Here is an 18,346-nt window from a genome sequence, read left to right as displayed (position 1 = left end):
ATAGCTCTTTTCAATTAATTTAGAAGAAAAATAATCCGATACTAATAATGATACCGCTCAATATCAGGACAAATAAACAATAACCCATAATATCCTTTGCACGAAGTCCAGCGATTGCGAGAGCAGGTAATGCCCAGAACGGCTGGATCATATTTGTCCATGCGTCGCCCCATGCGATAGCCATTGCTGTTTTCGAATAGCTGACGCCGAGAGTTTGTGCTGCATCCAACATGATTGGAGCTTGTACAGCCCACTGTCCTCCGCCTGATGGAACGAAGAAGTTTACAAGTCCTGCCGCGTAAAATGTGAAGAGTGGGAACGTGTGCTCATTTGAAATACTGACGAACCATTCGGACATAACGCCCGCAAGACCAGAGGCAACCATCATTCCCATGATCCCTGCATAGAATGGGAATTGAATAATGATACCACCCGCTGTCTTGACTGCATTCGCCACTGCCGCAAGGAATCGTCTCGGAGTACCGTGGAAAATGATTCCAAGAGTGAAGAATATCAGGTTGACAATATTCAAATTTAAATCAAAGCCTTTTATGGCGAAATGCTGGATCAGGTAGACGAGACCGAGCGCACCAATCAGCATAGAGAGTGTAATGCTGTTTTCAAGCCTGCTTGCTGGTGTACGATCTGTATCTTCTTCAATTTCAATAGGCTCTTCCAGTAGCTTCGGGTTGACGATAACCGTATCTTCCGGTTTCGGCATCATGAAGCGGTTCAAAATAGGAACTGAGATAATAAGTGCAACAACAATAATTATGTTATAACTTGAAAAGATTGTTTCAGACGTCGGAACAACACCCATAATTCCTGCAAATGGGTGATCTGCTGTTGCAATTGAAAGTGGAATAGATCCACCAAGTCCACCGTGCCAAATGATAAAACCTGAGTAAGCGCTTGCAATTAAGAGCCGGTAGTCGACCGTTGTGACTTTGCGTGCAATCTCTTTTGCAAAAAGTGCACCGATAACGAGACCGAAGCCCCAGTTAATCCAACAAGCAATCAGTGATACAACTGAAACTAGAAGTATTGCAGAACCTGGTGTTTTCGCGAAACCTGCCAGTGTACTCAATAGTTTCTTGAATACTGGACTGCTTGCTAACACATGTCCAGCAACAAGAACAATAACCATTTGCATCGTAAATGCGAGAAGCCCCCAGAAACCATCTCCCCAATGCGTAACCATATCGAGCGGCCCGGAATCAGTTAATCCGAGACCTAGCAAGAACACGACCAACGTCAGAATTGCGACGAAGATATATGGATCCGGTAAATACCGCTCCATTAGTGTGTTCGACCACCTTGTTAATACTTTCACAAAACATCCCCCTTTTCTCTTGTCCGTCATAAGCTTATACTACGCCAGCTATTCAATCGATATGTTTTTAGCATAATGTAACGAAAAACGACAACTAATAAAAATTTTCAGTTTAGTGAAACGAAATCGCCCTATCAGAGTCTAATGGTGTAACAAACCAAAAGGAAAGGGTTGGTCAAATTGAGAAAAAAGGTTAGTTGGCTTTTTATTACGGCATTCATTACAGTAGTTGCAATATCTTTCGCGTTTTTCATCGACAAAGTGACTGTTACGGCATCCAATATTGCACTTTCCAATCAAGGATGGCACGCAAACTTCTCCACACCGTTGAAAAAGGAGGCAATAGGATCAGATGATTTATATATAACTGATCGAAATGGAAAGCAGGTAACTGCCGAAGTTACGCTTGAAAACGCTGGTAAGACCCTATTTGTAAAGGGCCTCGCACCAGGGGCATATACACTTCACGTCCAGAAAAATGCGTTTAATGGCAAGGTCTTAAAATCGTTGCCAATCGATGAAATCAAATTTACTATCCACGAAACGATCGAATCCATCGCATCAGTAAAAGAGTTGGAAGCCTATTTTGAACGGGCGAAGTCCATGCAACAATCAAATCCTACCGTAACAGAAGAAAGAGAAGATTCAGCGACGTCAAATACTGCAACATTAGAATCTGCTAAAAGTAGTAGTTCAGATCATTCGACAACGAACAATCAAGTAGAAGGAGTCGATGAAGCTGATAGCGTAAAGACAGACGGTAACTATATATATACTGTAATGGGCAATAACAAAGTCACCATTACCGATATCCGCGACCCGAAGAAAATCCGAAAAGCTTCGGAAATTAAGATGGAAGAAGAATTTTATCCGTCCCAGTTATTTCTCCACGGCGATACGCTAATTGTCCTTGGTGAGAAATATGAACCTTACAACAACGAAGAGGACACGAACGAGGCAAGGATCAGCAGGCCAATGAATGGAATGACTACGGTTCGAATGTATAATGTGTTGAATCCGAAAACGCCTAAACTTATTCGAGAAATCGGAGCGGAAGGCTATCTAAACGGCGCACGGAAAACAGGAGATATGCTGTATTTTGTAACGAATGTACAGCCGAACTTCTGGATCATGAATGAAATCGACGGAGACACGCTTCGTCCCCGCGTATATGATTCCATAGTAGGCGATGATCCCGAACTGATTGACTACAAGGACATCGCGATTCTACCGGGTGCGATGGAACCGACGTATTCCGTCATTACAGCCATCGACCTTTCATCGCTAGTAGAAGGTAAAGTTGTGACAAAAGGCTATCTCGGTGGAAGTGAGCAGCTTTACATGTCCGAAGACAATTTATATCTCACAGCGACAATTCACGAAACGAACGCCTCCACATCGAATAAAATGATCTGGAACCCTGGCACTGCAAACAGTGAGTTATTCAAGTTTACATTGAACAAGACAACTGTCACATTCCAAAATTCAGCCACACTGAAAGGGCATTTACTTAACCAGTTTTCAATGGATGAACATAATGGTTATTTCCGTGCCGTCACGACGGAAGGGAATATGTGGGATGATAAAAAACCATCTAAAAACCATCTCTTCATTTTGGATGAAAACCTTAATACCACAGGATCCGTCGAGGGTCTTGCGAAAGGCGAACGCATCTACTCTGCACGATTCATGGGGGATAAGGCTTATATGGTAACGTTCCGGGAAACGGATCCACTGTTTGTCATTGATGTGGCCGATCCGACTGCCCCAAAAGTGCTTGGCCAGCTGAAGATTCCTGGCTTTAGCAATTACTTGCATCCGCTTGACGAAAACCATCTCATTGGCTTTGGTTATGAAACGGTTGCTGAGAAAAATCCACAAGGGGGAGAGCCACTTATTTTGACGATGGGTATGAAAGTTTCCTTATTTGATGTGACTGATTTCAATAACCCAAAAGAGAAGGACACTGAAATCATTGGTGGTCGTGGAACATACTCACAAATTCAATATGATCACAAGGCATTGTTCCAACATGAAGGACGAAATTTATACGGTTTCCCGGTATCGATTTACGATGAAATCGGGAAAGACCATAACATTGATTTTCAAAGTTCCGGCGCACTTGTTTACGAAATTACACCGGAACATGGTATCGTCCTAAAAGGGGATTTACTGAAAGTGAAAAGCCGCGGAGAGCAATACGGGGATTGGGAGAAAGAAATCCAACGTATGCTGTACAGCAAAGACATCTTGTATACAGTTTCAATGAAGGAAATCAATAATTACTCGCTCGATACGTTCGCTCTAATTGGTAGCTTGCAAATTGACTGAATAGGATTCAAAGTTGAAAGGTCCGGCCTAGTGCTGGGCCTTTTCTTATGCAGAAAGTTGATCAAATCACTTTGTTCATTGTCATTTGTCTTCAGCTTCGATAAGATTATTTAATGGAGAGAATTTGAGTTTTATTTCTCAATACATGTTGAAGTATTGAATACGGTATATTTACTAGCGTAGGCGCCTTACAGGGGTAGCCGAAGCGGTATGGAGTGAGATCACTCATTCAACTCATATATAGAAAAATCGTACTTTATACCACTTGGGTTAGGAGGACGGAATATGTCAATAGTGGACAAAGAGACAGCAATCGATTGTTGTCTGCTCGCGGGACGTCTTATGATGGAAGCTGGAGCTGAGACGTACCGTGTAGAAGATACAATGGCACGAATGGCTGAAACACAGCAGTTGTCAGCCACTCATAGTTTCGTTACGCCGACAGGTATTATTTTTTCACCAGGTAGTCCGCATCATACGAAGCTGATTCGGATAAAGGACCGGACGACGGACCTTGAAAAAGTTGCACTCGTTAATGACGTTTCACGTAAGCTATCTGCAAATGAATATACACTTGAAGAAGCGTATACTAAGCTCCAAGAAATCGAAAAAACAAATGTCATGTTTCCGCTTTGGCTACAAATTATCGCAGCAGCTGTCGCTAGTGGATCCTTTCTAATCTTGTACGGCGGTCTTTGGACAGATGTCCCCGCCGCTATCTTTGCGGGAGGTGTTGGATACGTCATAGTGACAAAAATACATGAGTTGACAAGGGTGAAGTTTTTTGCGGAATTCGTTGGCTCATTATTTATAGGGCTTATCGGATTTGCAGCGGTGCAAACTGGACTAGGATTGGAACTCGATAAAATTATCGTTGGATCGGTCATGCCGCTCGTTCCAGGCTTACTCATTACGAATGCAGTGCGCGATCTGATGGCGGGTCATTTTATGTCGGGATTGTCAAAAGGGGCGGAAGCATTTCTGACGGCATTTGCAATCGGAGCTGGCGTAGCACTTGTTTTATCTTTCTGAATGGAAAAGGGGTTTGAGTTTTGACGTGGATTGTACAAGCAATTCTTAGTTTCCTTGCTGCAACAGGGTTTGGAATTATATTTAATGCCCCACGTAGAATGTTGTTTTATTGCGGTTTTGTAGGGATGACGGGTTGGCTTATTTATAGCCTGTTTAATGGAATATCGGGAGATCCTATGCAGGCTTCATTCCTGGGCGCGTTCATGGTTGCACTCGTTGCCCATATTTTTGCTAAGCGTTTTCGTACGCCAATGATCATATTCAGTGTCGCTGGAATCATTCCGCTCGTGCCGGGGGGAATGGCTTATAATGCGATGCGGCATATCGTTGAAAAAGATTATTTAACGGCAATCTCATTTGCATCGGGTGCATTTATGGTATCGGGTGCGATTGCCATGGGACTAGTTTTTGCGGAAGTAATTATTCAGCTTATTTTCCGGTCCGGTATCGGAAGGAAAAGAGTGAAAAAAATATGAAAAACGGAGTATTCTCCTTATGAGAGATACTCCGTTATATTATTTTATATCCTTAAATTGGATGTCGTTAGAGGGTATCGGCATGCCGATATAATGACCTTGTACGGCATCTGCGCCCATTTTTTCGAGAAGCTTGTACTGCTCCTTTGTTTCAACGCCTTCTGCAATGATGTATAATCCCATCGATTTGCAGAAACGTATCATCCCTTCGACGAGTTTCTGCGTTTTTGGCTGTGTCGTCAAGGAGTCAATAAATACCTTATCAATTTTTACTTTCGTAATCGGTAGATGCTGCATATACCTGAATGATGCATAACCAGTACCGAAATCATCTAGTGCGAACTCGACCCCGGCGTCTTGAAGTTCTTTCATCTGAAGGACGATTGAGTTTTCCTCTTCAGCTTGAAAAGCGAATTTCTCAGTTATTTCAAATTGAATGCAACTTGGGGGGCACTTCGTCTTATTAAGGATGTCTATCACTTTGTTTTTCATTTGTGCATTACTGAACTCGCGAACGGAAGTGTTTACTGAAATATCTACATGACGGCCTTGTTCATTCCACCGTGCGGCGAGGGTCGCAGCTTCCTCAAGTACGAAAGCTCCAATATCGTGAATGAGACCGTTCTCTTCCGCGATTGGGATAAGCTCGTCAGGCGTAATAGTGCCAAGATCTTCATCCTCCCACCGAACGAGGGCTTCGTAAAGTGTCACTTCTCCAGACGCAAGATCGAATTGTGGTTGGTAGACTACTTTAAAACTTTGGTGATTTAGGGCAGATAACATTTTTTGGTCGATAATTGCCCGCCGATTTAGCACTTTATGTGAAGCTGCTGAAAGTGAAGAAATCTTACCGCCACCATTATTGATAACATCTTTTGTAGCGGCCAATGCGGCTTTCATAAGATGGTTATAGGTTTTTTGGTCTTCAGGATAGCGGACGACGCCACCGCTAATGGATAACGGAATGGCAATATTATTGATATAAATCGGTTGCTGTTCAAGGAATAGTAGAAAGCCTCGCACATACCAATCACCGAAGGCGGTAAGAACGATAAATTCATTTGCACCGACTCTGGCTATTGGATTATCTTGGAAGTATCGCTTAAGTCTATTTGAAAATGATTTAATAAGTTCTATCTTTGACTCGGATGATTGAAGGTCTTTCAATGTATAATAGTGATCAATGGTTATGAAGACAAATGAGAAACTTTTTGCCTCTTCAATAATTTCTGTCACGGTCGTTTCAAGTTTATAACGACTCATTAGCCCGGTCTCGTAGTCAATGAATGCAATTTGTTGTAGCTGGTCCCGTAACTGTACGTCTTCAGTGATATCCAATTCAAGAAAAGTAACGGAAAACGGTTTATCATGTGACGGCATGCTGGGAATAGCAATCATATTCACGAAATATGGCTTACCCAAACGTGTTATTTTTTCAATCATACCGAACCATGTTTTCCCGGCCGTTATACTTTTCCAGATGGCATGTGCCTGACTTTGACCTTCAACAGTTTCCGGGAACATTTGCCACAAAGTTATTCCGAGCACCCGCCTTGGTGTCCATTTACTTGTTTCCAAAAAGTTTTTGTTTGCGTAAATAATTGAACCTTCACTATTTGCTCGGGTTACCATATAAAATTGTTCAAGACTATTCATTATGTCCGGCAGTTCCGGCACGAATTGTCCATAATCTGGCTTCATATAAATGTCCCCTTCCGGATATGGATGATACTACTATTATAGGGAAGTTCTCGTGTCTGTACATCATGAAAGTGATAAATCATTAATTAATTAGCCATATTAGCAGTTTAATAGTCAAATTAGGAGGTGGAAAGACATGGATAGATTAAAAGGCATTGCCCTAATTGTTTCAGGTGCGGTACTTTGGGGGGCAACGGGTCCTATGATGGAATGGATGTTGCTACACAGTGAGATGTCAGTTTCCTTCATGCTGACAGTTCGCCTCCTACTCGCAGGCTCATTTTTACTAGCTATGCTGAAGATGCAGGGGAAGCGCATCACTCTTCCATGGAGACAAAAAGTATGGGCACGCCAACTTCTTCTTTTCGGAGTATTTGGCATGCTCGGGGTCCAATACACATTTGCCGCGTCCATTAATACGAGTAATGCAGTAATTGCGACATTATTTCAGTTCTTGGCACCGATTTTTATTATCATATTTGTAACAGCGTCACAAAAGACCTGGCCACCGATCGTGCAGGTGCTTGGAATGTTCGTGACATTAGTAGGATTACTCCTCCTATTGACTGACGGATCGTTTGCTGGTTTTGCAATGAGTAAAGTTGCTGTTTTTTGGGGACTTGCGCTTGGTTTTGCCTTCTCGTTTTACACGTTATATCCCGTCCGGCTGATGCAGGAATGGGGGGTTTTGCTATCCATTGGCTGGGGGATGATTATAGGGGGGATAACGCTTTTCGTTTTGAATCCATTGACAGTTGTGACCCACTTGGACTATTTAGCAGATTGGACTATAGCGGGCATGCTCCTCCTCGTCATTATCGTAGGAACCGTTGCCTTTATTTTATTCATGAGTAGCATGAAATACATATCACCAGTGGAAGTGAGCATATTGTCGAGCTTTGAACCGCTGACAGCAATGGTTATTTCCGTTATCTGGTTCGGTCAGGTACTTGGCATGTGGCAATTGACAGGGGCGATAATTATGCTTATCGGGGTGACTTGGCTGTCGGTTGCGGGTAGTAGGGCAAAAACATAGAATAGTAGAAGGACCGGTTCCCGTTGGGGGGCCGGTCCTTTTGTTAAAGGTAAAAAGTATAAGTTACTTCGAGTTGCTTCAGTCTTGCTGAAAAGGCATAATACGCCTTTATCCTCAAGAATTCCAGCGCTTTTCGGGGCTAAACGGCGTCTTGCGCTTTTCTTATTCATTGATGTAGTTGATGTAAAGATGTTCGTCTGCGGTGATGATCAAATCTTTTGGAACTAGCAGATGTACAGCAATCTGGCGCTCCGAAGTGTGGTGAGAATTATTCCTTTGTCGGGATGTATGTGTGAACTGACTTAACAGATAGGCTTCCTGATAAGTGGTATAGGTTATTTCGGTAAGGGGTGGTTCTAGGAACGTGACCGAGTCTGTTGTCCATTCTGGTATTTTGTATTTAAGTTGGTTTGAGAAATCGTAATCGTCCAACAGAAGAAGGGGCTTAATGAGTGTTTCTTCAATTAATCCATCATTTTCACTTTTACGTTCTACAATAATTGTTGAATTGATTTCATAGCCTTGTGCGTTCATAAGGAGTATATCTCCTATTATCTGCGTTCTTTTGTCGAGAATATTGGAAGAATCAATGGACTCAATATCCCCGTTTTGTATAGCGCTCGTTAGAAGATTAAGGTATTCATTTGATTTCGCTTTCGGTTGAGTGGTAAATGATTTACTGTCAACTAGTTCTACGGAAATCGCCGCAATGATTAAAATGACTGCATATGTTACCAAAAAAACATACGTCCACTTTTTATTTATCTGCCGTGTTGGTTTTTTTCTTTCTTGCAAGAAGTACCAGATAATTAAGGCTATAAAGATGAGAGATAAAAGACCGGACATTATTTCCTCACCTCCGTTTTAGTTGTAACGCCTATGGAAATGGCGAAAAGCATGATAACTGTTACGATTATTTTCAAAAGGAAAAATAGTAACGATGTTTCAGTACCAAAGAAAGAAACAATACTTGCAATCAGGTCAAGCCCGCCTATATTTAATTGGAGTAGCGGAATCACAACGATTGCTGCAATTAAGAGGGGGAGAACGAACTTGCTGAGCTGGATGAATGAACCCACTACATAACCCAAACTTGCAAACAGCACGGTGTAAAGAACCGAAGTTAGGACCATGGTGAAAAAGTCGATTGGAGAACTGAACAGTCCCGATGTTTCGGTGAACAAAGGATTACTTTGAAATAAAGAGATGAACTTAATGATTGAACCTGCAAGGGTTGCTAGGGTACCGGCGATGACGGACGCGAACAGTAAAAACAGAAAGCTGGATATATTGTGGCTAAGTCGATTGGATACGAAAGAAAAAGCATCGTTACGATAAGCTAATGTAGTGACAAGGATGCCCATTGAAAACGCCCAGAGAAGTGTGAAGACAACGGGCATATCTCCGGTTGAAGAACTATAGTCTACTGTCAGTGTACCCCCGGAAGTGGAACCACCACTTCCGGTTCCAAAACCTAAAAAAATACCAATCAGTTGCATAACAAGAAGTGAACTAAAGACACCAGTATAGGCATTCAATTTATGAAGAAATTGTTTTTTTACGACATCAGTCAGCCGGGGTTCCGTTAAATACATGATCGATTCCTCCTTTTGTTCCGGTTGTCAGTGCAACATATGCATCATCCGCCGAGACAGGGACTAGTTGGATGTCTTGTGTGTGTAGCTTTACTTTTTCATCAGAAGTGAAAGTGTTTTTGACGAGTATTTCACTGAAAGAACCATTTATCTGGCTGCTGAAAATTTCTCTATCCGCAATAAAGGTACTTATTTTTTCTTCTTTCCCAATTAAGCTGACGAACATCCCTTGCAAATCCGTTGTAGGACCGTGAAAAAGGGCGGTTTTATTGTGAATTAATAGAATATCTTCAAGCAAGTCTTCTATCTCCTCAAGGTGATGGCTAGATACTAAAATAGTCCGTGGATGGGCAATATAATCTTTTAGTAATGCACGGTAAAAGTCTTTCCGTGCGACTGTATCCATACCAGTGGTTGGTTCATCAAAAATCGTCAGTGGACAATGGGAGGCAAGACCGATAATGGCATTGAATGTACTTTTCTTCCCTTTAGAAAGATCCATCTGCCGAGCATTCGAATGAAAGCTGAAATGATCGAACAATCGCTGTGCAAGTGGTCCATCCCAGTTCGGATAGAAACGACCTGCCTCTTTCAGAATACCCTTCAACGTCAGTTTGTCCGAAAAACTCATTGAGTCATCAACAAGAATAGAATTCGCAGACACTTTCAAACTGTTGAATGGATTGACTGAAAAAACATGGACATCTCCAGACGTAGCTTGAGTATGTCCTACAACGATTTTCATCAGCGTAGATTTCCCGACACCATTACGTCCAATGATTCCCGTAAGAACACCTTGTCGAATGCTGAAATTCATCTTATTCAACACAGTACGACTACCATAAGTTTTCGTTACATCAATAAATTCAATTACCGTCATGTTTGTTCCCCCTTTTTCCTCGCTCTGCTTCAATCATTGACAGCAGATGTGAATCGTCGACACCAAGAAGTGTAGCTTCATTGAGCAATTCCCGAATAAGTCTCCGCAGAGTATCTTCTTTGCGTTTAGACAGTAGTTTGTCGCGAGCATCAGGCTCGACAAACATTCCTAGGCCGCGTCGCTTGTAGACAACTTCCGCTTCGAGCAATAACGTAAGTCCTTTGCCAGCCGTTGCTGGATTAATAGTGAAGATTTCCGCGAGTTGGTATTGTGAATAGACTTTTTCATCGGGGGAAAGGGTGCGGTCAATTATTTCCGTTTCAATCCACTCCGCAATTTGGACGTAAATTGGTTTCGAGCCGTCCATGTTAAGCACCGGTGGCACCTCCTAATCGTTAGTGCATTACTGTTGTAATGTACTATACGTTAATTGGAAATGAAATACAACTCATACATGAAATGTGATCACTTGTAGTCAACATCAATCAATTTTAAGATAACCTACAATTCAGTCGAATTGGCTATACACAATTGGGTCGCTGTGTCATAATAAGTTCTATCGAGAAGTAATTCGTGAAACGAAAGAGTTTTTGGGGGTCAAAAAGATGAAAACAGTTTTTTCATATGCCTGGCCATATAAATGGCCAATCGTTATTGCGTTATTTCTTATGTTACTGGAATTATCTGTAGAGCTAATTCAGCCGTTGCTCATCGCTAAAATTATCGACGATGGCATTATGGCTGGAAATGAGGCTGTTATTTGGACGTGGGGAAGCGTGATGATGGCGCTGGCGTTTGTGGCTTTTTTTTCGGGGGTCATTAATTCATTCTTTGCTGCACATGCGGCGCAAAGTTTTGGATTTGATCTACGACAGGCATTGTTTCGTCAAGTACAAGCGTTTACCATGGCGACATTTCTTCGGTTCCCGACATCGGGACTCATCACACGGTTGACGAGTGACGTCACGATGGCTCAAAACGTCCTATTTATGGGACTTCGGATTATGATGCGTGCACCATTACTCGTAATTGGAAGTTTAATTATGGCTTTTTTCGTCAATGTGAAACTAGCATTATTTCTTGTAGTTGGGGCTCCGTTTCTGCTGATCTTTCTTTATTTCATGGCGAAAAAAGGGGTCAGTTATTTTTCGCATGTCCAGCACAGGCTTGACCGAGTAAACCGTGTTATCCAAGAAAATTTACAGGCTGTACGACTTATTAAAGCGTTTTTACGTGGGGCTTATGAAGCGAGTCGCTTCTCAAAAGTATCTGATCTGTTAAGAAAAGATACGGTAAAAGCGATGCGGATGATGGAACTAATCTTGCCAATCCTGTTGTTTGTTATGAACGCAAGTTTGATGGCTGTACTATGGTTCGGAGCTATTGAAGTGCGTGATGGCGGCGCGCAGGTGGGGGAACTAGTAGCGATTGTTAACTATGCAATGCGCATGACAGGTGCGTTCTCGATGTTCTCATTCATCATTGTGGCATTCTCGCGTGCAAAAGCATCTTCTGAACGGATGGAAGAAGTTCTGCTTGCGAATGAAGACTTGGAACTCCATAGTTCGGAAAGTACAGGACTGTTACGCAATGAAGGTGATTTGAAATTCGACAACGTGTCGTTCATATATCCAGGTAAGCTGGAACCGATTTTAGATAACGTGTCATTCCATGTTTCACCGGGAGAAAAGCTCGCCATTATGGGGGCAACAGGGTCTGGAAAATCTACATTACTCAATCTTATTCCACGTATTTTTGAAAAAACACAAGGGAAGATCTATGTTAGTGGAACAGAAGTAGAGGATTGGCCGTTGAAAGATTTGAGGGATACGATTGGACTCGTACCGCAGCAATCGATTTTATTTACAGGGTCGATTTTGGATAACTTATCGTGGGGCGATATGGAGGCGGATGTCGACGAACTGGAAGAGGCGGCTAAAAAAGCACAAATCCATGAATCGATTGATCTGTTCCCGTTAAAGTATGGCACAAGGGTCGGACAGAAAGGCGTCAACTTATCGGGTGGTCAGAAACAACGATTATCCATAGCAAGGGCGCTCGTTCGGAAACCATCTATCTTGATTCTCGATGACAGCACAAGTGCACTTGACGTGAAAACGGAAACGGCGCTATGGGATGCGCTTGAAGGGGAAGAAGCGACGATGCTCGTTGTCACACAGAAAATCCGAACCGCACAAGGGGCTGATAAAATCCTCCTTTTAGATGAAGGACAAGTCGTCGGCTATGGAACACATGACGACTTGATGGAGCAGTCCGCACTGTATCAGAAAATTGCGGAATCCCAATCCGATGAGGAGGTGGCAGCCGATGTTACGCGCAATTCGTAAACCGTTCGGCTACGAGCCGATTCTATCGAAGGAAGATATTAATGGTACTGGGAAGAAGAAAAAAGAACGTGCGAGTAACTGGAAATCAGTTCTTTTCCGGATTTGGCAACTTGTCGATGAACAGCGGGGGCTACTCATTGCTGTGCTCACGCTTGTTTTTGTCAGTTCAGTCCTGGCGCTGCTTGGGCCATTGATGATTGGTAAAATTATTGACCATTATATTATTCCGATGAAGTTCGCGGGTTTAGGCGGCAGTATCGGGTGGCTTATCACTATCTATGTAGGCTTATCACTAGCGATGTATTTTCAAAACTATTGGATGGTTGGCGTCGCACAACAAACCGTTTTTCGTTTACGGACGAGTTTGTTTGCTCATCTTCAAAAGCTGCCAGTCACATTTTTTGATAAACGGCAGCACGGTGAACTGATGAGCCGAATTACCAATGATATTGAAAACGTTAGCCAAACACTGAACTCGTCTTTCATCCAAGTATTTTCGAGCATCTTGACACTAACCGGGACGCTTGGGGTCATGCTTTACTTAAGCCCGTTATTGACACTACTCACGATGATCATTGTTCCAGTGATGTTCGTAGCGATTCGGTGGATTACGCGCCGTACGGGACCTTTATTTAAAGAACAGCAGCAAGCAGTGGGCGAGTTAAACGGCATGATTGAAGAAACGATTTCTGGCCAGCGCATTGTCAAAGCATTCTCGCAGGAAGAACGTGTAATGGAAGAGTTTGCGCAGAAGAGTGAGCGACTTCGACGAACGGGTTTTTGGGCGTTGACCTACTCAGGTTTTATCCCCAAAGTAATGAATCTGTTGAACAACGCGAGTTTTGCGGTTATTGCAGGGGTGGGTGGATTGCTTGCGTTAAGAGGGGACGGTGTTATAACGGTGGGGACAATCGTCATTTTCTCTGAATTTGCACGGCAGTTCACACGTCCACTTAATGATCTTGCAAACCAATTTAACACAGTGCTATCGGCAATAGCTGGAGCAGAGCGAGTCTTTAAGATTATGGATGAACCAGTCGAGAAGGATGAAGCGACGGAATATACGGATATGATCCTCAAGGGGGACGTTGAGTTCCGAGATGTTTCCTTTGGTTATGCAGTCGAAACCGATGGCTATACAATTGACAATTTATCATTTCGTGTGAAGGTGGGGGAAACAGCGGCATTTGTCGGGGCCACGGGCGCAGGGAAGACCACAATTATGCAGTTGCTTGCTAGGTTCTATGAAGTTGATAAAGGAGTAATCTATATCGACGGTATCCCGATTAGCAAGTTGCCGCGGCAAACGCTTCGTAGCCAAACGGCATTTGTCTTGCAAGATCCATTTCTGTTCGAAGCAACAGTCCTTGAAAATATTCGTTATGGAAAACTTGATGCGACAGATGAAGAAGTCATTCAGGCGGCAAAACAGGCCAATGCGCATAGTTTCATTAGTCGGCTGGAAGATGGCTATGAGACTATATTGACGGCAGATGGCGGCGAGATCTCACAAGGGCAGAAGCAGTTGCTGTCAATTGCAAGAGCACTCGTTGCAGATCCAGTACTACTCCTTCTTGATGAAGCCACAAGTAGTATCGATACAGTTACAGAGCTAGAAATCCAAGAAGCACTCGATCGCCTTATGGAAGGCAGAACTAGTTTTGTTATTGCGCATAGACTGAATACCGTACGGAAAGCCGATACCGTTTATGTCATGGAGCAAGGGAAACTGATAGAATCCGGAAGCCAAGAAGAATTGATTGAACAACAAGGTGTATTTTACAACATGTTGCTAGAATCGAAAGTATAGAAAAGCGCAAGCGGCCTGCATAAGGCGTGCCGGCGGAGCGGCGTACTTTGCCGCATATCTGGAACGACTTATGACCCGAGCGTTTGGCCGCTGTAGTCTGGACAGTATAGAAAAGCGCAAGCGCCTGTGTAGCTCGTGAAGGAAAAAGGGAAAGACCCGGAAGCCGCCCTTTGTCTTATGGGTCTTTCATCTTTTCCACAGCGAGCTAGGCGCTGTAGTCTGGACAGTCTAGAAAAGCGGAAGCGGCACAATAAAAGGCTACAAGGACATTAAATCCTTGTAGCCTTATTTTTATTATTTTACGTCTTCAATATCGAGCAACGTACCATCGTCAAAATCAACATCAAGGTCAAACTTTGAGTAAGTATCCAAACCATACCATTGGAGAATCTTATCAATCACTTCTTGTTGGGGTGTATCTTTTGTGATACGAATTTCTATAAACATTTTACTAAGCTCATCCATAGCTTTATTATCTTTTAGTTTGATATTCTTCAGTTTATTTTCATAATCTGCATCTGCTTTTTCGGTCACATCGTAATCAGCATCAATTGCATCTTTACCATCGACATCGATTTCAAGATCGAATGACGAAAAACCGAATCCATTACCGGTTTCGATGGATCCGCCAGCTTTCTCATCTTCATTAATAATAATTGCTTCTTCACGGTTTGGCTTATCGGCATTTTTCCCGAAGTTGCCGCATCCGCCCATCAGCAATGCACCTGTAATTACGATTGTACCTACAGCATTCAATTTTCTCAAAATACTCACTGCCTTTCGGATTCATTGTCTTATCTATTATTTTGCCTTAAAATCCACTTTCTAAACAAAATACTTGTACAAATAAGAAAAGCGTAAGCGCTGGAGGGCGTTAAACTAAAGGAAGGTAGTTTAAATTAGTGTTTCCCTGTTGCAGAGAGTGGGGATGTAGTTCAATCCCTACCCACTGCTCCAGGTGAAATACAATTTTACTTTTTTATCGTATAAAAAAACCGGCATTTTAGCCGGTTAGTAAAAGTAATGTATAATGTGCAAATATAATTGTGTTAGTTACCATTTCGCGATATGTTCTTCCGAGGTGCCAAGCATGTTGCGGATTTGTAGGGTGGAGCCGTCATGTAAGCGTACTGTTCCGTTGAAGTAACCGACAACTTGATGGACCTCCGTGCGTACTAACCGGACATTGGTCATGGAAACACGTTCAAAAAAAGGTGTAAATGTTATGTTGACTGTATCTGAAAACTTCGTTCGAATTTTCCAAGGCATCATGAAGTTTTTATTATCATATGTAAATAGAACATCCTCATGAATTTTAGTCATCAAACCATCAACAAACACCGCGTTTTCAGTCATGCCTGTCCCATCCGTCCATTTACCACCGAAATTAAGTCCAATGCGACGACCACCAAGACGCTGAGATGCCATCGCCCAGTTCCATTCTGCTTTTCGCGGCCAGATACCTCTGCCGTAATCGAGAACAGCAAAACTATAATCTGGATTGAAATCGTACCGTTTGTCCCCGATTTTAACGAACCCGGATGTTGGTAATGAATGATGCTTAGCTGTGAACTGGAAAACGTCCCTGCTCCTGGGTATAACAACATTCAATGATTCATCGTTAATTGGATGACCAATATGGAAATCTGCATGTAGTACTTCATTATCAAAGTCTGGGATTGTCACGGACAGATGGGTTTCGCCTTGAATATGTATGATCTGGACAGTTAGATTATCATTCACGAATTTAACGCCATCCAACACGTTTTCAGGCATCTTCACATTGCGCCCAATTGGAATCGTTATTTGCTTTTCATAAAATCGCTGCGTTTCATAATTTAAAATATAGACAAAGCAGACAGCTGCATAATCAAGATGGCTAATCGTTGCGGAAAATAACAAATCTTCCCCGTACACACACCAATAATTCCACTTCTTCTTCCGCATGAAGTGGTTCTTGAGATTGCTCTGGATGAAAGGCTGACGTGCGAAGCCGATTGCTTCTGGATTCAATAACCCTTTGTTGTCACATAACGCAACGGGTTCGGTAATTTCTCTTTCTGCATGCTGCATATAGACTTCCCCCTGCCTATTGTCTTTTTCAAATCATCTTGCTATACTTCTTATTGTATCAAAGATACGGGGCATTAGCTCAGCTGGGAGAGTGTCACGCTGGCAGTGTGAAGGTCAGGGGTTCGAGCCCCCTATGCTCCATATAGTAATAAAACGCTAAGAACCCTTGATGTATATGGGTTCTTTTTGTTTTTGGAAACCATTATTTCATGTCGTTAAAAGGTGATAAAGTGACCGTTGATGTAAATTTGATGTAAAATGGTGTAATAAGCTATTGTAAACGACAGTAAACAATGATAATTAAAAAGAAAAAGAACGGGAAGGGTATCGGTATAAAACTGACAATCTTCACCGTTCTTTTATTTGCTTCTAGATTTATTACTGAACAATCCCTCGAAAGTATTTCCTGCTTCTTCGTCAGCGGTTCGTAAAACATGTCCATAAGTATCCATGGTTATTCTGATACTGGAATGGCCGGACCTTTCAGATATGATTTTTGCGTGTATCCCCTGGGCGATTAACAATGTCACAGACGTGTGACGCAGATCATGTAAACGGATGTATCTAATTCCTACTCTCTCAGTGAAACGACTCCACCAAGTTGTAGGGGTGGTTGGGTAGAAGTGTGTTCCGTCTTCAGTGCAGAATACCCATTCTCTTTCATACTCAGTCCATCGATCGCCCATTATTAGGCGGTCCTTCATACTTTCGAGTCTATATTCCCTTAAATCGCTAACGACTGAAGGGGGCAGTGATATCAGCCGTTTAGACGTTTTCGTCTTAGGCGATTTAATGAGTGGACCATTACGGGTATTTACGATTGTTTGAGAAATGTCAATGACACCCTTGTCCAAGTCAACTTTACTCCATTCCAACCCCAATGCTTCACCGCGCCTAAGTCCAGCTACGAGGGCAAGGGTCATGAACATCCTCCAGTGGGCATCCTCTTCCTGTAAGAGATCCAAAAGAACGGTGACTTCTTCGAGTGAGTACACGTTCAATTCTCTTTCAACTACCTTGTTATTTTTCGGTTTGTTTACACCTTCCGTCGGATCTTCTTTGATTACCCTTAATTGTTTTGCATATTTGAATATACTCTTCAACGTTGTATATACGCTTTGTTGTGAGGTAACGGCAAGCGGTCGTTCAGAACCATCTTGCCTTTTCAAGTTGTGAAGTAAATCAACTAGCAAGGATTGATTTATATCGCTTATTTGCCAGTGACCGATTCCTGGTAGTATGTGGATTTTTAATATAGAAAGATGGTTTGTAATTGTCGTTTCGGATAATTCTTTGAATGCGTATTTTTCTTTCCAATCCTCTACGAAGGAAACAAAGGTCATCTTACCAGGCGCGATATACGAATCAGAGCGGGCTTCTTGTTTGAATTTTAAATACTCATGATCCAGGTACTCTTTCAGTCGCTTAGGAGTCATTTTGTCGGTAACTGTAATGGTTTTTGTGGCTCTATTGTATTTCCCGTCAGCACCTTTCCCGAGGCTTATAGTGAAAAAGTAAGAGTTGTCCCCGCGTTGTTGAATGTTGGCCATGTCTATTCACTCCTCTTAATTACAAATTTCTATGCGATTTTTATTTGCCCCTTCAACTGAAGATGTAATCGAATATGATTTGTTTAGGGTTATCATGAGTACTCTTGCTTTCTCAATAACAGGATGTCAGGATTATTCCTAACAATAGTAGCTAGGATTTCGATTTCTAGGTTGGTTTACT

General features: G+C 42.5%; 15 protein-coding genes and 1 tRNA gene. 7 read left to right on the top strand and 9 right to left on the bottom strand.

The window, feature by feature from the left end:
• Positions 1–19 precede the first annotated feature (19 nt).
• On the bottom strand, positions 20–1,333 hold the full coding sequence (locus tag ACGLYD_RS17100; RefSeq protein ID WP_354311964.1) for a short-chain fatty acid transporter: 1,314 nt from the start codon (positions 1,331–1,333) through the stop codon (positions 20–22).
• Positions 1,334–1,513: 180 nt separating this feature from the next.
• Here ACGLYD_RS17100 and ACGLYD_RS17095 point away from each other — a divergent pair, with 180 nt between their 5' ends.
• The 3 genes from ACGLYD_RS17095 to ACGLYD_RS17085 all read left to right on the top strand — a co-directional run bounded on the left by ACGLYD_RS17095 (position 1,514) and on the right by ACGLYD_RS17085 (position 5,172).
• Complete coding sequence (locus tag ACGLYD_RS17095; protein ID WP_399629479.1) at positions 1,514–3,664, top strand: beta-propeller domain-containing protein; 2,151 nt, start codon at positions 1,514–1,516, stop codon at positions 3,662–3,664.
• Between the two features lie 285 nt (positions 3,665–3,949).
• Complete coding sequence (locus tag ACGLYD_RS17090; protein ID WP_067213355.1) at positions 3,950–4,696, top strand: threonine/serine exporter family protein; 747 nt, start codon at positions 3,950–3,952, stop codon at positions 4,694–4,696.
• Positions 4,697–4,716: 20 nt separating this feature from the next.
• The gene (locus ACGLYD_RS17085; RefSeq protein ID WP_067213354.1) at positions 4,717–5,172 is read left to right on the top strand and encodes a threonine/serine exporter family protein; all 456 of its coding nucleotides are present in this window, start codon (positions 4,717–4,719) and stop codon (positions 5,170–5,172) included.
• A 39-nt stretch (positions 5,173–5,211) separates the two neighbouring features.
• Here the strand turns inward: ACGLYD_RS17085 and ACGLYD_RS17080 are convergent, their stop codons facing one another.
• On the bottom strand, positions 5,212–6,873 hold the full coding sequence (locus tag ACGLYD_RS17080; RefSeq protein ID WP_067213351.1) for an EAL domain-containing protein: 1,662 nt from the start codon (positions 6,871–6,873) through the stop codon (positions 5,212–5,214).
• A 136-nt stretch (positions 6,874–7,009) separates the two neighbouring features.
• Between ACGLYD_RS17080 and ACGLYD_RS17075 the strand changes: the two genes are divergently transcribed.
• Positions 7,010–7,909: a DMT family transporter gene (locus tag ACGLYD_RS17075; RefSeq protein WP_187046057.1), complete on the top strand. Its 900-nt coding sequence runs from the start codon at positions 7,010–7,012 to the stop codon at positions 7,907–7,909.
• A gap of 162 nt (positions 7,910–8,071) precedes the next feature.
• Here ACGLYD_RS17075 and ACGLYD_RS17070 read toward each other — a convergent pair whose 3' ends face one another.
• From ACGLYD_RS17070 to ACGLYD_RS17055, 4 genes are read right to left on the bottom strand one after another with little or no spacing between them, the layout of a single operon-like run.
• The gene (locus ACGLYD_RS17070) at positions 8,072–8,755 is read right to left on the bottom strand and encodes a hypothetical protein (protein ID WP_399629476.1); all 684 of its coding nucleotides are present in this window, start codon (positions 8,753–8,755) and stop codon (positions 8,072–8,074) included.
• Positions 8,755–9,504, bottom strand: coding sequence for a hypothetical protein (locus ACGLYD_RS17065; RefSeq protein WP_067213344.1), 750 nt, complete (start codon positions 9,502–9,504; stop codon positions 8,755–8,757). The genes ACGLYD_RS17070 and ACGLYD_RS17065 overlap by 1 nt, the downstream gene beginning before the upstream one ends.
• The gene (locus ACGLYD_RS17060) at positions 9,476–10,384 is read right to left on the bottom strand and encodes an ATP-binding cassette domain-containing protein (protein ID WP_187046056.1); all 909 of its coding nucleotides are present in this window, start codon (positions 10,382–10,384) and stop codon (positions 9,476–9,478) included. The genes ACGLYD_RS17065 and ACGLYD_RS17060 overlap by 29 nt, the downstream gene beginning before the upstream one ends.
• Positions 10,371–10,751, bottom strand: coding sequence for a GntR family transcriptional regulator (locus tag ACGLYD_RS17055; protein ID WP_399633287.1), 381 nt, complete (start codon positions 10,749–10,751; stop codon positions 10,371–10,373). Before ACGLYD_RS17055 ends, ACGLYD_RS17060 begins: the two co-directional genes overlap by 14 nt.
• A 238-nt stretch (positions 10,752–10,989) precedes the next feature.
• On the opposite strand from ACGLYD_RS17055, the gene ACGLYD_RS17050 reads away from it, so the two are divergent.
• Both ACGLYD_RS17050 and ACGLYD_RS17045 read left to right on the top strand, forming a co-directional pair.
• Complete coding sequence (locus ACGLYD_RS17050; RefSeq protein WP_067213339.1) at positions 10,990–12,732, top strand: ABC transporter ATP-binding protein; 1,743 nt, start codon at positions 10,990–10,992, stop codon at positions 12,730–12,732.
• A complete protein-coding gene (locus ACGLYD_RS17045; RefSeq protein WP_067213337.1) occupies positions 12,713–14,542 on the top strand; it encodes an ABC transporter ATP-binding protein in 1,830 nt (609 codons plus the stop codon). Before ACGLYD_RS17050 ends, ACGLYD_RS17045 begins: the two co-directional genes overlap by 20 nt.
• A gap of 294 nt (positions 14,543–14,836) precedes the next feature.
• Here ACGLYD_RS17045 and ACGLYD_RS17040 read toward each other — a convergent pair whose 3' ends face one another.
• On the bottom strand, positions 14,837–15,307 hold the full coding sequence (locus tag ACGLYD_RS17040; protein WP_067213334.1) for a YusW family protein: 471 nt from the start codon (positions 15,305–15,307) through the stop codon (positions 14,837–14,839).
• A 288-nt stretch (positions 15,308–15,595) separates the two neighbouring features.
• Positions 15,596–16,615, bottom strand: a complete 1,020-nt coding sequence (locus tag ACGLYD_RS17035) for a DUF2804 domain-containing protein (protein ID WP_067213330.1) — start codon at positions 16,613–16,615, stop codon at positions 15,596–15,598.
• Positions 16,616–16,683: 68 nt separating this feature from the next.
• Between ACGLYD_RS17035 and ACGLYD_RS17030 the strand changes: the two genes are divergently transcribed.
• A tRNA-Ala gene (locus ACGLYD_RS17030) sits at positions 16,684–16,756 on the top strand.
• 218 nt (positions 16,757–16,974) lie between these two features.
• Here the strand turns inward: ACGLYD_RS17030 and ACGLYD_RS17025 are convergent.
• The gene (locus ACGLYD_RS17025) at positions 16,975–18,165 is read right to left on the bottom strand and encodes a tyrosine-type recombinase/integrase (RefSeq protein WP_399629468.1); all 1,191 of its coding nucleotides are present in this window, start codon (positions 18,163–18,165) and stop codon (positions 16,975–16,977) included.
• Positions 18,166–18,346 lie beyond the last annotated feature (181 nt).

This window comes from Sporosarcina sp. SG10008, assembly GCF_044569405.1.
Taxonomy (GTDB): domain Bacteria; phylum Bacillota; class Bacilli; order Bacillales_A; family Planococcaceae; genus Sporosarcina; species Sporosarcina psychrophila.
Note: the sequence above shows the minus strand (reverse complement) of the source record. Positions and strands in the feature narration are given on the sequence as shown.

Bases quoted from the DNA above. Each gene is read 5' to 3' on its own strand.
- ACGLYD_RS17090 (WP_067213355.1), top strand. From the start codon at position 3,950: ATGTCAATAGTGGACAAAGAGACAGCAATCGATTGTTGTCTGCTCGCG.
- ACGLYD_RS17080 (WP_067213351.1), bottom strand. From the start codon at position 6,873: ATGAAGCCAGATTATGGACAATTCGTGCCGGAACTGCCGGACATAATG.
- ACGLYD_RS17075 (WP_187046057.1), top strand. From the start codon at position 7,010: ATGGATAGATTAAAAGGCATTGCCCTAATTGTTTCAGGTGCGGTACTT.
- ACGLYD_RS17070 (WP_399629476.1), bottom strand. From the start codon at position 8,755: ATGTCCGGTCTTTTATCTCTCATCTTTATAGCCTTAATTATCTGGTAC.
- ACGLYD_RS17065 (WP_067213344.1), bottom strand. From the start codon at position 9,504: ATGTATTTAACGGAACCCCGGCTGACTGATGTCGTAAAAAAACAATTT.
- ACGLYD_RS17060 (WP_187046056.1), bottom strand. From the start codon at position 10,384: ATGACGGTAATTGAATTTATTGATGTAACGAAAACTTATGGTAGTCGT.
- ACGLYD_RS17055 (WP_399633287.1), bottom strand. From the start codon at position 10,751: ATGGACGGCTCGAAACCAATTTACGTCCAAATTGCGGAGTGGATTGAA.
- ACGLYD_RS17050 (WP_067213339.1), top strand. From the start codon at position 10,990: ATGAAAACAGTTTTTTCATATGCCTGGCCATATAAATGGCCAATCGTT.
- ACGLYD_RS17045 (WP_067213337.1), top strand. From the start codon at position 12,713: ATGTTACGCGCAATTCGTAAACCGTTCGGCTACGAGCCGATTCTATCG.
- ACGLYD_RS17035 (WP_067213330.1), bottom strand. From the start codon at position 16,615: ATGCAGCATGCAGAAAGAGAAATTACCGAACCCGTTGCGTTATGTGAC.
- ACGLYD_RS17025 (WP_399629468.1), bottom strand. From the start codon at position 18,165: ATGGCCAACATTCAACAACGCGGGGACAACTCTTACTTTTTCACTATA.